This is a genomic window from Flavobacterium hiemivividum (assembly GCF_004349145.1).
In the GTDB taxonomy this organism is placed as follows: domain Bacteria; phylum Bacteroidota; class Bacteroidia; order Flavobacteriales; family Flavobacteriaceae; genus Flavobacterium; species Flavobacterium hiemivividum.
In genome coordinates this window covers 19,519-34,467 of the sequence record NZ_SMFO01000009.1, presented here as the reverse complement: position 1 = coordinate 34,467, position 14,949 = coordinate 19,519, and the positions used below count along the sequence as shown (strand labels likewise).

General features: G+C 34.6%; 11 protein-coding genes. 6 read left to right on the top strand and 5 right to left on the bottom strand.

Annotation, left to right across the window (positions count from 1 at the left end):
- The first annotated feature begins 150 nt into the window (after window positions 1-150).
- The 4 genes from surE (at window position 151) to E0F98_RS11900 (ending at window position 4,859) form a co-directional block, all read left to right on the top strand.
- Window positions 151-930, top strand: a complete 780-nt coding sequence (surE, locus tag E0F98_RS11915) for a 5'/3'-nucleotidase SurE (RefSeq protein WP_132111748.1) — start codon at window positions 151-153, stop codon at window positions 928-930.
- A gap of 140 nt (window positions 931-1,070) precedes the next feature.
- Complete coding sequence (lpxB, locus tag E0F98_RS11910) at window positions 1,071-2,180, top strand: lipid-A-disaccharide synthase (protein ID WP_132111746.1); 1,110 nt, start codon at window positions 1,071-1,073, stop codon at window positions 2,178-2,180.
- A gap of 47 nt (window positions 2,181-2,227) precedes the next feature.
- A complete protein-coding gene (locus tag E0F98_RS11905; RefSeq protein WP_132111744.1) occupies window positions 2,228-2,725 on the top strand; it encodes a C40 family peptidase in 498 nt (165 codons plus the stop codon).
- Between the two features lie 97 nt (window positions 2,726-2,822).
- Complete coding sequence (locus E0F98_RS11900; RefSeq protein WP_132111742.1) at window positions 2,823-4,859, top strand: ComEC/Rec2 family competence protein; 2,037 nt, start codon at window positions 2,823-2,825, stop codon at window positions 4,857-4,859.
- Between the two features lie 3 nt (window positions 4,860-4,862).
- On the opposite strand, the gene E0F98_RS11895 is transcribed toward E0F98_RS11900, so the two are convergent.
- The 5 genes from E0F98_RS11895 to E0F98_RS11875 are packed head-to-tail and all read right to left on the bottom strand — an operon-like array spanning window position 4,863 to window position 12,433.
- The gene (locus E0F98_RS11895) at window positions 4,863-5,324 is read right to left on the bottom strand and encodes a thioredoxin family protein (RefSeq protein WP_132111740.1); all 462 of its coding nucleotides are present in this window, start codon (window positions 5,322-5,324) and stop codon (window positions 4,863-4,865) included.
- Between the two features lie 44 nt (window positions 5,325-5,368).
- Complete coding sequence (locus tag E0F98_RS11890; RefSeq protein ID WP_132111738.1) at window positions 5,369-7,174, bottom strand: peptide MFS transporter; 1,806 nt, start codon at window positions 7,172-7,174, stop codon at window positions 5,369-5,371.
- 37 nt (window positions 7,175-7,211) lie between these two features.
- The gene (locus E0F98_RS11885; RefSeq protein WP_132111736.1) at window positions 7,212-8,726 is read right to left on the bottom strand and encodes a peptide MFS transporter; all 1,515 of its coding nucleotides are present in this window, start codon (window positions 8,724-8,726) and stop codon (window positions 7,212-7,214) included.
- Window positions 8,727-8,753: 27 nt separating this feature from the next.
- Window positions 8,754-10,256, bottom strand: a complete 1,503-nt coding sequence (locus E0F98_RS11880) for a peptide MFS transporter (RefSeq protein ID WP_132111734.1) — start codon at window positions 10,254-10,256, stop codon at window positions 8,754-8,756.
- A gap of 8 nt (window positions 10,257-10,264) precedes the next feature.
- A complete protein-coding gene (locus E0F98_RS11875) occupies window positions 10,265-12,433 on the bottom strand; it encodes a S9 family peptidase (protein WP_132111732.1) in 2,169 nt (722 codons plus the stop codon).
- A 180-nt stretch (window positions 12,434-12,613) separates the two neighbouring features.
- On the opposite strand from E0F98_RS11875, the gene E0F98_RS11870 reads away from it, so the two are divergent.
- Both E0F98_RS11870 and E0F98_RS11865 read left to right on the top strand, forming a co-directional pair.
- A complete protein-coding gene (locus E0F98_RS11870) occupies window positions 12,614-13,930 on the top strand; it encodes a hydroxymethylglutaryl-CoA reductase, degradative (protein ID WP_132111730.1) in 1,317 nt (438 codons plus the stop codon).
- An 11-nt stretch (window positions 13,931-13,941) separates the two neighbouring features.
- Complete coding sequence (locus tag E0F98_RS11865; protein ID WP_132111728.1) at window positions 13,942-14,859, top strand: GYDIA family GHMP kinase; 918 nt, start codon at window positions 13,942-13,944, stop codon at window positions 14,857-14,859.
- The last annotated feature ends 90 nt before the right edge of the window (window positions 14,860-14,949 follow it).

Below are 14,949 nucleotides of genomic sequence, written 5' to 3'. Positions count from 1 at the left end.
TAGCAAGCCCCCCATAAATTTTTGTTAAAGATATAAAATTGTTTTTTTGTTTTCCTTTAATCCAGCAAGTTAATAATTTTTGTTTTCTTTGTTTGAAATACAACAACTACCTTCCTCAAATGTACTTTTGGAAGCATAAAAAAACAAAAAATGGACACAGCAAAACCTTTAATCTTAATAACAAATGACGACGGCGTATCGGCTCCAGGACTTCGAGCATTAATTGCTGTTATGGCCGAAATAGGTGATGTACTAGTTGTAGCGCCAGACAAACCTCAAAGCGGCATGGGGCATGCAATAACCACAAACAACACCTTGTATTTAAACAAACTTTCGAAAGATGATGATGCTATTCAAGAATACAGCTGCTCTGGAACCCCAGTTGACTGTGTTAAGCTTGCAGTAAATGAAATCCTAAAAAGAAAACCAGACTTATGCGTCTCTGGAGTAAACCACGGTTCTAATTCTTCTATAAACGTAATTTATTCAGGAACAATGAGTGCCGCTGTTGAAGCAGGAATCGAAGGAATTCCAGCAATTGGATTTTCTCTTTTAGACTATGACTGGAACGCCGATTTTGAGACTATGAAGCCTTTTATTCGCAAAATAAGCTTAGAAGTTTTAGAAAACAGCCTGCCCAAAGGAGTAGTTTTAAACGTGAATTTTCCGAAATTAGCAAAGGAAAACATCAACGGAATCAAAATATGTCGCCAAGCGAAAGCCCGCTGGATGGAAAAATTCGACAAACGAAAAACACCACAAGGAAGAGATTATTACTGGCTTGCCGGTGAGTTTGTGAACCAAGACAAAGGAGAAGACACTGATGAATGGGCTTTGGCCAATGGATACATCTCTGTAGTTCCTGTTCAATTTGACCTAACAGCACACCATGCTGCTCAAGAGTTAAACACTTGGAAATGGAATGAATAAAATAGATGCATTAAAACACTTTGTTTAGACCTAGTTCCTTTTAGTATTTACTAAAAATAACAACTAATTTGCTTGATTGATGAACATTCAATAGCTAATTTTGAAAGCCGAAAGTTTTTACACTAATTCACATCCTTAAAATGAAATACTACATTCTAGCTGGAGAAGCATCAGGAGACTTGCACGGATCTAATTTGATTAAAGAAATATTCAAACAAGATAAGAATGCACAAATAAGATGTTGGGGCGGTGATTTAATGCAACAAGCTGGCGCAGAATTAGTTTCTCATTATAAAGAGCGTGCTTTCATGGGCTTTTCGGAGATTATAAAAAATATTTCTTCTATATTAGATTTTATAAAGAACTGCAAACAAGACATTCAAGATTACAAACCCGATGCCCTAATTTTCATCGACAACTCTGGCTTTAACCTTCGAATTGCAAAATGGGCTAAACCTGCAGGGTTCAGAACTTTTTACTATATAAGTCCACAAGTTTGGGCGTCTAGAGCAAGTAGAGTCGAGACGATTAAAAAAACAATTGATCATATGTATGTGGTTTTGCCTTTTGTAAAATCTTTCTATGAAAAATACAATTATGATGTAACATATGTAGGACATCCTTTAATTGACGCAATCCACAATCACCCCTCAATAGATTCCGCGACTTTTAAGTCTGAAAATCAATTGAGTGAAAAACCAATTATTGCTTTGCTTCCAGGTAGTCGTAAACAAGAAATTACCAAAATGCTAACTGGAATGTTAAGTATTGTTGATGATTTCCCAGATTACCAGTTTGTTATTGCTGGTGCACCAAGTCAAGATTATTCGTTTTATCAACAATTTATTAAGAATGAAAATATAAAGTTCATTTCGAATAAAACCTATGATTTATTAAAAAATGCTACAGCAGCCTTGGTCACTTCGGGAACTGCGACATTAGAAACCGCACTTTTTAAAGTTCCAGAAGTTGTGTGCTACAAAGGAAGTTGGGCATCGTACCAAATTGCAAAACGTATCATCACCTTAAAATACATCTCGCTTGTCAATTTGATTATGGACGAGGAAGTTGTTACTGAATTAATTCAAGAAGACTTCAACACAAAAAACATTAAAACTGAACTACAAAAAATTCTGGAATCCGACCACCGAACAAAGTTGTTACAAAAATACGACCTGCTAGAACAAAAATTAGGTGGTACTGGAGCAAGTGAAAAAACAGCAAAATTGATTGTTGCCGCCCTAAAATAATTTTAATTATAAGCCAGATGCGCTAAAATTTTATAATCCAAAATAAATTGAAAAAGTCACTTTACATATTATCTCTAATTGTTCTTTTCGCTTCTTGTAAATCTTCCTCCGTAATTACCAGCTCATCAGCGGACAATAAAAAGGAGAGTACAAACTACACCGTTGACAAAATAATAAGTTCCGCATCTGAAAATATTGGTGTGCGATATAAAACAGCTGGAACTACAAAATCAGGTTATGACTGTTCCGGATTAGTGTACTCCACTTTTGCCTTATACGACATCAAACTTCCCCGAGCATCCTACGAACAAGCAAAAATAGGAATTGAACTAGGACAGAATTTAAAAAAGGCTCGAAAAGGAGATTTGATTTTTTTTAGAACCAATAAAAGAGCACACATCAATCATGTGGGAATCATAACTACTGTCGAAGACGACGACATACAATTCATCCACTCCTCGACCTCAAAAGGGGTAATCATATCTTCTATGAAAGAACCCTATTATCAAAAGGCATTTGTTCAACTGAACCGTGTTTTAAAATAAAATGATGAACATATTCCTTTTTTCGTAGAAAAATCGACATTTTTTAAACGATAAAATCGTAACGTTTTTTATCGCTAAAATTCTGTACTTTAGAACTATGAAAGTACTGCAATTCCCTTTATCGCGAATTACTATAGGATTTGTATTGGGGATTCTAACCGCCTCTTACTTAAAACCTGCTCCCTCATTACTTCTAGGATTATTAGCTGCTGCTTTTTTACTTTTTGCTACAGCATACTTTTTACAAAAAAATATTCTCAAAAACACAATCACTTTTGGCATAAGCACTTACTTACTATCCTTTTTAATTGGAGCAACTACTCTAGTTACTCATACTGAATCCTACCAAAAAACAAACTATACGCATCATACTACTATTTTTGAAAAACCTCAGTTTTTGTCTCTGGTGATTAGAGAAAAACTAAAAGGAAGTAATTCGAATGACCGATATATCGCTCTTATTAATAAAATTGGAACTAAAAATTACACCGGTCGAATATTATTAAATATTCGTAGAGACAGTGTATATCCTACATTTGTAACTGGGAATTTATTACATATTACAGGAGTATTATACAAAAATAAAATACCTAACAACCCCAACCAATTTGACTACGGCGCCTATCTTTCTAAAAAACAAATATATGCGCAACTATATCCTGACTCCGAATTAATAAGAATTAGTCCCGAATTAAAAAAAGACATCTGGTATTATGCGTCTAACATTCGCAGCACGATTATTGCAAATCTAGAGAAAAGCGGTTTCCATAAAAAAGAACTAAGTGTTGCGATTGCATTAATTCTAGGCCAAAAACAAGACATCTCTCCTGAAATTATTCAAAGTTATCAATTTGCTGGAGCCATTCATATATTATCGGTTTCTGGACTACACGTCGGATTCCTACTGCTATTCCTGACCTTTATCCTTCGTCCGATTCCAAACACAAAAAGAGGCACTCTAATCAAATTAATTATAATTTTGCTAAGCTTGGCTAGTTTTGCCGTAATCGCGGGTCTTGCCCCTTCTGTTGTGCGATCAGTAACCATGTTCTCTTTTGTCGCCATCGGTTATCAGTTGCGAAGAAGTGTCAATATTTATCACACCTTATTGGTTTCCGTTTTACTGATTTTAGTTTTCCAACCTTCGTTTCTATTTGATGTGGGCTTTCAATTGAGTTATATCGCTTTATTTTCTATAGTTTGGCTACAGCCGTTATTAGTTTCTATTTGGACACCAAAAAACAAAGCTATTAACTATTTCTGGAAAATTCTCACGGTTTCTTTTGCGGCACAAATTGGCACTATGCCTTTAAGCATCTATTACTTCCATCAATTTCCAGGCTTGTTTTTCATCACTAACCTACTTGTCATTCCGCTACTTAGTTTTATAATGATACTCGGCGTTTTAGTTATGGTATTAGCAGCATTTGATTACGTACCAATTTTACTTTCAAAACCGTTAGAATGGAGTATTTATTTCCTGAACAACATTATAAATTCGGTCGCTTCATTCGAACAATTTATTATTCGAGATATTCCCTTTAACATCTACTTATTACTAAGTTCTTATTTATTTATTATAGCTGCTATCGTTTGGCTCAAAAAACCTAGTTTTAATAAATTAGCCATCGTATTAGTGTCAATTATCGCTATACAAGTTTCGTTTATGCACATTAGATGGAACGTGCAAAGCCAGCAAGAATGGGTAGTTTTCAACTTAAAAAACAACACCATGATAACCGAGCGAAATGGAAATAAGACAGCACTATATGCAGATGACAGCATCAGGAAAAACTCAAGAGAAAACACTGTTCTTAAATCCTATTTAACGGCTAATTTTAGCGCTTTGAGTGCCAAAGAAAAAATTAAAAACACCGCTTTTTTTAAAGAAAATAGAATTCTAATTATAGATAGTACAGGAATGTATTCAGAAGAAATACGCCCAGATATCATTTTGATTATACAAAGTCCTAAGATAAATTTAGAGAGAATGCTGGAATTACTAAAGCCAAAAATGGTAGTAGCAGACAACTCAAACTACAAAAACATTCAGAAACATTGGCGAGAAAGTTGTGAAAAACAAAAAATCCCTTTCCACGCTATTGGCGAAAAGGGATTTTTCAAACTAAATTGATTATTATGTTTTTTTAAGAATTCCATTGGCCACAGCCAACCAAGCCGAAGCTCCACCAGCAACATAACCGGTACTTCCTAAACCTTCAAAATTAACTTTACCATCGGTAGTTTTGGCAGTGGCAAAATAAATAGTTGGAAAACCTTGTATTCCAAAAGCTTGTTGCAATTCACCATTTTGTTGCTTCAATTCTGGAGTTTGAGGTGTTCTTCTTGGATAATCTAATTCCACAAGAATAACATTCTCTTTTGCCCATTTTGCAAATTCAGGTGTTAACAACACTTCTTTTTGCAATTTAATACACCATCCACACCAATCACTACCAGTGAAAAACATCATTAATGGTTTGTTCTCTGTATTCCCAACTGTAATTGCTTCCTTAACATCCGTATGCCATTTCAATTCTTGTGATTGAACTAGCTGCATACCAAAAAATAAAACGAATAGTAAACTTATCTTTTTCATGTATGAGTCTTTAAGTAATAATTTACAAAAGTAATATCTATAATTTATCGAACACCATGCATTAACTTTTTAATAACAGGCGACATCGCAACTGAGAACAAACCAACAGCTACTGAAATGATTGTTAGCATCCAGAAGAAATAACTCAATCCGTGTTCGTCTGCAATTTTATCGATATTTTCACCAAACATACCTGCACCTTTCATACCAATAGCAACCGCTAAATACCATACACCAAACATAAATGCAATCATTCTAGCAGGAACTAATTTACTTACATAAGACAGTCCAACAGGAGAAATACACAATTCTGCCATCGTGTGGAAAAGATAAACTAATACAAGCCAAATCATACTTACAGAAGCTGTTTTTGCACCTGCTTCGATTCCGTCTGCTCCAAAAGCAATACAAGCCATCCCGATAGCTAGTAATGACATCCCAATTCCGAATTTAACATTTGCAGAAGGATTGTATTTACTTTCCCACCATTTAGAAAATAATGGTGCCAATGTAATTATGAATAATGAATTAAGAGTAGAGAACCAAGTCGCAGGAACTTCGGTTAATGCCACAGTTACTTTGTCAATTTTCAAAGAAGCTAAGGTAGCATCAGACAAGTCTAAATAACCCGCCGTGTAATAATCTTTAGCCAACATCCAGATAGCAATTACCCAAATAATTAAAAAACTGAAACTTAAAATGATATTTGCCAGCGCATAATCTTTGAACGTTCTTTTGAACATTAAATACAAAACATAGGTAATAATCGCTAATGGAATTATCGTGATTAAAGAGTTAATCACCAAGAACACCACACTCCAACTACCTTCTAAAACTCGATCAGTATAGTCGTTTGCAAAAATTGTTAAACTGTTAGGTGATTGCTCGAAAATAGCCCAAAAGAAGATTGTTAAAAACGCAAAGAAAGTAACTGCAATTAATTTCTCTCTTGTAATTTTCGAATATTGAGTAAAACGATAAATCAATAATATGATGAATAATAATAAAGCAGTAACAATTGCGATTGAATTACCATTTTCACCTAGAAAACTAAATACATTTATTTTACCTCCCGAAATCTTAGAAGCAGGATCATTTAAGATCCATAATAAACCTAGCGTACTTGATAACCCAATAACAACTAATTGCCATCCAGTAAATGGATTTCTTTTGTCTGTATCTAATGCGTCAGCTTTGGCTACGCTTTCTTTATTTGGCTTTAAGCCAATGTCTCCAAAGATACTTTGAGACAACCAAAATTGCAACATTCCGAAGAACATGAAAATTCCAGCTAATCCGAAACCATAACTCCAACCTACTTTTTCCCCTAAGTATCCACAAAGTAAAATCCCGAAGAACGCTCCAGCATTAACTCCCATGTAAAATAAAGTATAAGCACCATCTTTTTTCTCAGGACGATCTTGATACATCACCGATAGAATGGATGTCATATTAGGTTTGAAAAAACCGTTTCCAAAGACCAAGAGAACTAATCCTAAATAAATAGTGAACTCTGTTTCAACGGCCATCGAAGCATGACCAAGCGTCATTAGCACCGCACCAAGAATAACAGCCCATCTAAAACCAATAACTTTATCGGCAAAATAACCCCCTAACATGGTTGATAAATAAACAAGACCAACATAAGATCCAAATAAAGCAGAAGCATTTTCACGTGTCCACTCCCAACCTCCGTCAACCATCGAAGTTGTTAAAAATAAAATCAATAACGAACGCATTCCGTAGAACGAGAAACGTTCCCACATCTCCGTAAAAAATAATACGAACAATCCAGCAGGATGTCCTAGAACAGGGTCTTTAAAAAATTCGTCAGTAGTATTTTGATTCATGTTTTTATAATATTAAAATAGATAATTCGCTAACTTTTTATTTTTCGTTATCCTCAGCACCGTGAGTTAATCTTTGTAATGGTTTTAACAAAAGGATAAAGATTCCACCAATTAACATGGTGAAAATCAGTATTCCAAGAAAAACTGTGTATTCTCCAAGATTACTTGCAGACTCACCTATAATTCCAGCAACCTTATTTCCTAATCCTGTAGCAGCAAAATAAACTCCCATCATCAGGGAAGCATATTTAACTGGCGATAATTTAGTGATAAATGACAATGCTACTGGGGAAAGACAAAGCTCACCAATGGTATGAAACAAGTATGCCATTACTAACCATATCATACTTGAAGAACCTGATTTTTCAAACTCCATGGCAGCAAACACCATAAATAGAAATCCAAAACCCATGATTATAATACCTACAGCCATTTTAAATATTGACGAAGCTTCTTTTCCTTTCAGTTTGCGTTTTGCCCATAAGCCTGCAACTAAAGTTGCAAAAAGAATAATAAATCCAGCATTTAAACTTTGAAACATAACGGTAGGAACTTCCCATCCTAGCAACATTCTGTTCGTTTTAGCATCTGTATACAAATTCATTAATCCTCCAGCTTGCTCAAACGCTCCCCAAAAAATAATTACCATTATAAAAGACAATAACAAAACCACAAAACGATCCTTATCAACTCTGGAAGATAATTCTTTGTAAATCATCATCATCAAGGCTACAATCGTAGTCAAGAACATAAATAATAATCCAAAAGCCCAACCTAAATTAAACCATCCAAAGATCGACAGTACTACAAGTAGTGCTGTAACTAATAATTGAGTTCTGGATTTTAACAGGTCTCCAAAAAGACGACCATACGAAGAGTCGTCTACTTCATTTGGTTTTGGCGCTTCAAAATTACCAACATGCGTTAAATATTTTTGTCCCCAAAGATATACTACAAGTCCTAATAACATTGCAATACCTGCTAAACCAAATCCAGCATGCCATCCCCATTTGACAACAACAAAACCAATAACCATCGTTGCTAATAAGGAACCTGTATTTATACCAATATAGAAAATACTAAATCCTTTATCTCTTCTAATATCACCCTCTGGATATAAACCTCCAACCATAGTTGAAATATTAGGTTTTAATAAACCTACCCCCAAAATCACCAAGGCTAAACCAGTATAAAACGCCCAAGTATCTGTCAGAACTAGTACTCCATGTCCTAAACAAAGAATAATAGCACCTACTAATACAGCTTTCTTTTGTCCTAATATTTTATCAGCAATCATTCCGCCCGGTATAGACATTACATAAACTAACATAGTATACCACCCGTATAAAGCCAAAGCTTCTTGATTTGACCAAGCCAAACCGGGTCCTCTACCATCACCAGTTGTTTGAGTAGTCATATACAAAACCAGTAAAGCTCTCATTCCATAATATGAAAAACGCTCCCACATTTCAGTAAGAAATAGGATAAATAACCCAATTGGATGACCAAAAAGTTCTTTTTGTAAGTGAGCTTCTGTAGTAGTTTTCGACATATTATAATGTTTGGTTAATGTTAGTATTTATTTGACTTCCCGCATTAATTTTCTAATTAGTGGAGAAACTACTATAAGTAGTAAACCAGCAATTAAAGCATATATTGCTAATTGATAATATCCTTCAGTGTATCCTTGTAATTTTGTGACTAAAGAGGCGTTTTCATCTGGTGATGACATACCCGCTCCAAGCAATCCTGCTGCGTACTGACCGTAAGCACTGGCTAAAAACCACATTCCCATCATCATCCCTGACAATCTTTTTGGCGATAACTTTGTCATAATAGACAATCCAATTGGCGATAAACAAAGCTCTCCAAAAGTGATCACTAAATAAGCCAAAGTAAATACATTTAAAGAGGTTAATCCTTCCGCATCTGCAAAAAATCTAGTGTAGTAAAACACATAGAATGCAGCTGCTAGAAACAAGAAACCAATTCCAAATTTTATCACCGTATTAGGCTCAATTTTTTTCTTGGCCATAGCCAACCAGATCAATCCTACTATTGGGCTAAAAATGATTACAAATAATGAATTTGACGTATTGTTGACAATGTTAGGGTTAATTTCGAAAAATAACAAATTGTGATGTAAGTTGTCTTTTGCAAAAAGCGCGAGAGAACCACCACTTTGTTCGTAAAAAGCCCAAAAGATAATGGAGAAAAGTATAAAGATGAATGCAGCGATTAATTTCTTCCTTGCCGCTTCCTCTTTCTCTTTATAAGTTTCGAAAAGGAAATATAAAACAGCTAGAGGACCAATGGCATACATGAAGTAATCAGTATAGTCCGTGTTTTTGATCATTATAAAAATTAGCGGAATACTTATTAAAGCTCCCACATAGACGGCGATTTCATTCGTCGTTCTTTTGGAAGCTGGTAAATTCATCAGTGGCGAATCACCTATAGGACCTAAAGAATGTTTTGTAAGTATAAAAGTAACTAAACCGATAAACATAACAATTGCAGCCGATAAAAAAGCATAACTCCAGCCATAATCAGGGCTTGTTCCTAAATACACACAAATAGCTCCACCTAATAAGGCACCAATATTTATACCCGAATAAAACAATCCAAAACCAGCATCTCTACGACTGTCTCCCTCTTTATATAATTCACCTACCATCGAAGAAATATTTGGTTTAAAAAAACCAGTTCCAATGATTGTTAAGGTAATTCCCAAATAGAAAAAATCTTGAGGAGAGAATGCAATAATCAGATTCCCAAGAATCATGACCGTTCCACCAAAGAGTAGTGACTTTTTAAAACCTAAAATCTTATCGGCAAAAATTCCACCAATAAAAGTAAAGGCATATACAAAAGCCTGGATAGCTCCATATTTTAAATTTGAATCCTTATCAGATAATGCCAGACCTAAAAGTTGGTCAGCCATAAATATGGTAAGTACCCCACGCATTCCATAAAAACAGAAACGCTCCCACATTTCAACTAAAAATAAATACCATAATTGCTTAGGGTATTTACCTTCAAAATTTTGAATTTCTTCTAAGGTTGGAACTTTATTATTCATTTATGATGTTATAAATTTTCTTTAATAAAATTAGTCATCTTATTGTATAACTGAATTCTAGTGTTCCCTCCATAGATACCGTGGTTATTGTCTGGATATATTTCTGAATCAAATTGCTTATTTGCCTGAATTAACGCTTGCATCATTTGCATCGAATTTTGAACATGTACATTATCATCTCCTGACCCATGAATTAAAAGAAATTTTCCTTTCAATTTATCCACATGGTTTATAGGTGAATTATCATCGTATCCGCTGGCATTTTCTTGTGGAGTTTGCATGTATCTTTCAGTATAAATACTATCATAAAATCTCCAGTTGGTTACTGGCGCTACAGCAATTGCCATTTTAAACACATCATTGCCTTTCAAAAGACAATTAGAAGCCATGAATCCCCCATAAGACCAGCCAAATATACCTATTCTAGACTTATCTACAAACGAATAGTTTCCGATCACTTTTGCGGCATCAATTTGATCCTCTACTTCGTATTTCCCTAGTTGCAATTGAGTGACCTTCTTGAAATCGGCTCCTTTAAAACCAGTTCCTCTCCCATCGACACAAGCAACAATGTAACCTTGCTGAGCAAGCATCATAAACCAATAGTCATTAGAACCGTTCCATCCATTTGCTACTTGTTGCGATCCTGGACCGGAATATTGAAACATAAAAACAGGATATTTCTTAGAGGCATCAAAATCTTTTGGTTTGATGATCCACGCATTTAGCTCATTTCCTTTCTCTGTTTTTAATACAAAAAATTCTTTTTCTGCTAAATTAAAGTCTTTTAGTTTTGTTGCTAATGCAGCGTTGTTTTCAATAACTTTTAATTGTTTTCCTGCTTTCGCTTCATTTAAAGTATAAGTAGTAGGTTGCGCAGCACTAGAAAACGTATTGATATAGTATTCGAAATTTGGACTGAATGTAGCCGAATTTGTTCCTGTTTTAGTAGATAATGCTTGTTTACTTTTTCCGTTAAGCGCAATTCTATAGATGGCTCTGTTTATAGATCCATTCTCTGTAGACTGATAAAATATAGTATTTGTTTTTTCGTCAAAACCATAGTAAGATGTTACTTCCCAGTCGCCTTTTGTCACTTGATTGCGTAGTTTTCCATTTTTATCATATAAATAGATATGATTAAAACCGCCTGCTTCGCTTGTCCAAATGAAACTGTTGTCTTTTAAGAAAGTTAGATTGTCAGTAACATCAACATAAGCTTTGTCTTTTTCATTCAACACTACTTTAGATGCTCCAGTTGTTCCATCAATAAACAATAAGTCTAAATTGTTTTGGTGACGATTTAATACTTGTGCCGAAAGCACATTAGCATCATCTGTCCACTGCAAGCGAGCAATGTAAAAATCATTATAAGAACCTAGGTTAATTTCTTTGGTCGCTTTAGAAACTGCGTCGAAGATATGCAAAGAAACTAATGAGTTTTTCTCTCCTGCCTTTGGATATTTAAATGTTTCGATTGTTGGATATAAATCTTTATGAAACATTGACATAGAGAATTCAGGAACTTGACTTTCGTCAAAACGAATATAAGCCAGTTTTTTACTGTCTTTACTCCAGTCGAAAGCTCTTACAAAAGCAAATTCTTCTTCATAAACCCAGTCCGTAATACCATTGATAATCGAATTCTTCTTCCCGTCAGCAGTAATTTGATTAGTTGTTTTGGTTGCTAAATCGTAAACGAATAAATTATTTTCTCTAGCATAAGCGATTTTTTTTCCATCAGGAGAAAAAGTAGGTTCCTGTACTTGAAAATCGAATAATTTTGTCAGGTCTTTTGTTCCAGTATTATATAAGTAGTAATCTGCAGTAAAAGAATGACGGAAGATTTGCTTTGTATTAGCCGCGATTAAAATCATTTTTTCGCTAGCGTCAATAGTATAACTATCAATCATTGGCATACCTGCATGATCTTTTGTGTTGATTAAAGTTGCCGTTTTTTTAAGGCTTGCAAAATCGTACAAATCAATTTGCATCGCTTTAGAAGAACGATCAAAGTTCAATACAGTATATTGATTTGTATTTTTCAAGGACTGTAATTTATCCATCCCTTGAGTACGAAAAGTGCCATTGTAAATTTGCTCAACCGAGATTTTTTGCTGTCCAAAAACTGTGAAACATAAAAATAAAAATAAGACCGAAAACTGCTTAGACTTCATACTATAATTTTAAAAGTAAAAATGAGCCCAATTTTAGTGAAAAAATTACAATTATATAACATTTCATGTGTTAAATATTAAAAACAATATTTTAAAAGGCACTTTAATGACGATAATTTAACGGGGATAAAACGGCTAAAAATGTATATTTGCACCTAATTACATTATAATATACTGAGAATGAATAAGCCTATTGCCGGATTTTCTAAATTATCCAAAGAAGAAAAAATAAACTGGATTGCTGAGGAATACTTTTCAACTCCTTCTGCAGCCATTGCATTGCTAAAAAACTATTGGAATACAGACGAAAAAATACAGAAACTACATGATGAATTCATAGAAAACACCATCACAAATTTCTACATTCCCCTTGGTGTGGCTCCTAATTTCCTAATTAATGGAAAATACAGCACCATTCCTATGGCTATCGAAGAAAGTTCAGTTGTGGCTGCAGCTTCTAAATCTGCAAAATTTTGGTCCACCAGAGGCGGCTTTAAAGCAACCGTAATCAATACTGAAAAAATAGGTCAAGTTCACTTTATTTATACTGGCGATGTTTCAAAACTGGATTTGTTTTTTGTTCAAAACAAAGCAAAATTCTTTAATGATACAGAAAGCATAACCAAAAATATGCAAAAAAGAGGTGGCGGAATTTTGGATATTGTATTAAAGGACAAAACCAATCTACTACCAAATTATTACCAGCTTCATGCTACTTTTGAGACTAAAGACAGCATGGGCGCTAATTTCATTAATTCCTGTTTAGAACAATTTGCCAAAACATTGAAAGAAGAAGCTAGTACCTACGAACTTTTTACTACTTCAGAAAAAGATATTACTGTAATTATGAGCATTCTCTCTAATTATGTACCAAACTGCATTGTTAGAGCCGAGGTTTCTTGTCCTGTAGAAGAACTCGCCGAAAAACACATACTCAATCCACAAGATTTTGCAGAACGCTTCGTACAAGCTGTTCAAATTGCCGAAGTAGAACCCTTTCGCGCTGTAACCCACAACAAAGGAATTATGAACGGTATCGATGCTGTAGTGCTTGCGACAGGAAATGATTTTCGTGCAGTAGAAGCAGGAATTCATGCTTATGCAGCAAAATCAGGTCAATACTCAAGTTTATCACACGCTAAAATCGAAAATGGCATTTTCACTTTCTGGTTAGAAATACCTTTAGCCTTAGGAACCGTTGGCGGATTAACTAGCTTACATCCTTTAGTAAAATTGTCATTAGAAATGTTGAAAAAACCATCAGCAAAAGAATTAATGGAAGTTGTTGCCGTGGCAGGTTTAGCTCAAAACTTTGCCGCTCTGCGTTCTTTGACCACCACGGGAATCCAAGACGGTCACATGAAAATGCATTTAAATAATATTTTAAACCAATTTGAAGCAAATGATGACGAACGAATTCTCATTCGAAAACACTTCAAAAACAATGCAGTATCACATAGCGCAGTAGTTGAATTTATTGACAATTTGAGAAAGTAAATTCAGCACAAATGAAACAAACATTCTACAGCAACGGAAAACTATTAATTACCGGAGAATACTTAGTTCTTGACGGAGCAAAGGCATTTGCTTTACCTACAAAATTCGGACAGAGTTTAATTATTGAAAAAAGCACTAATCCGGGGATCGAATGGAAAAGTTTTGATGCAGACGGTCAGATCTGGTTTGAAGATGTGATTCCGTTTTCGGAAATCAAGAATCCTTTGGATAACGAACCAGAAACAATAAAATCCACTTTAATATCGATACTCCACGAAGGTTATGTACTAAATCCTAACTTTCTAAATGACACTATTGGATATAGTATAACGACCCAACTGACGTTTCCTAAAAAATGGGGACTAGGAACCTCCTCTACTTTAATAAACAATATTGCGCAGTGGTTGCAAATCGATGCATTTACACTGCTCAATAACAGTTTTGGCGGTAGTGGTTATGATATTGCTTGCGCACAAAATGACAGCCCTATTTTGTATCATTTGGAAGGAGAAAAACCAATTGTGGAGAAAGTTACATTTACAGCTAACTTCACGCAGCACATTTATTTTGTATATCTAAATAGGAAACAAAGTAGCAAGACGGCTATTGCAAATTACAACGCAAATAGAAACAACAATTTACATAAAAGCATCGCTATAAATAACGCAATTACACTAGAAGTTTTAAATGCGAAAACCTTACAATCTTTTGCGCATGCACTAGAAAAGCACGAGGCTAAAATGAGTATTATTTTAGAAACCCTAACTATTAAAGAAAGCTTGTTTCCGGACTTCAACGGAACAATAAAAAGCCTAGGAGCTTGGGGTGGGGATTTTGTAATGGTGGTATCTGAGACTGATCCTACAGACTATTTCAGTTCAAAAGGATTTAATACTATTGTACTTTATGATGAAATGATTCTAAGCTAGCAACTCTCTAAAAACGATCAAGATTTGCTTTAAAAAATAGCAAGCATAAAAAAACCCGATACAAATTGTATCGGGTTTTTCATGAAATTA

Coding starts and splice junctions, on each gene's coding strand:
- surE (WP_132111748.1), top strand. CDS start 151: ATGGACACAGCAAAACCTTTAATCTTAATAACAAATGACGACGGCGTA.
- lpxB (WP_132111746.1), top strand. CDS start 1,071: ATGAAATACTACATTCTAGCTGGAGAAGCATCAGGAGACTTGCACGGA.
- E0F98_RS11900 (WP_132111742.1), top strand. CDS start 2,823: ATGAAAGTACTGCAATTCCCTTTATCGCGAATTACTATAGGATTTGTA.
- E0F98_RS11895 (WP_132111740.1), bottom strand. CDS start 5,324: ATGAAAAAGATAAGTTTACTATTCGTTTTATTTTTTGGTATGCAGCTA.
- E0F98_RS11890 (WP_132111738.1), bottom strand. CDS start 7,174: ATGAATCAAAATACTACTGACGAATTTTTTAAAGACCCTGTTCTAGGA.
- E0F98_RS11885 (WP_132111736.1), bottom strand. CDS start 8,726: ATGTCGAAAACTACTACAGAAGCTCACTTACAAAAAGAACTTTTTGGT.
- E0F98_RS11880 (WP_132111734.1), bottom strand. CDS start 10,256: ATGAATAATAAAGTTCCAACCTTAGAAGAAATTCAAAATTTTGAAGGT.
- E0F98_RS11875 (WP_132111732.1), bottom strand. CDS start 12,433: ATGAAGTCTAAGCAGTTTTCGGTCTTATTTTTATTTTTATGTTTCACA.
- E0F98_RS11870 (WP_132111730.1), top strand. CDS start 12,614: ATGAATAAGCCTATTGCCGGATTTTCTAAATTATCCAAAGAAGAAAAA.
- E0F98_RS11865 (WP_132111728.1), top strand. CDS start 13,942: ATGAAACAAACATTCTACAGCAACGGAAAACTATTAATTACCGGAGAA.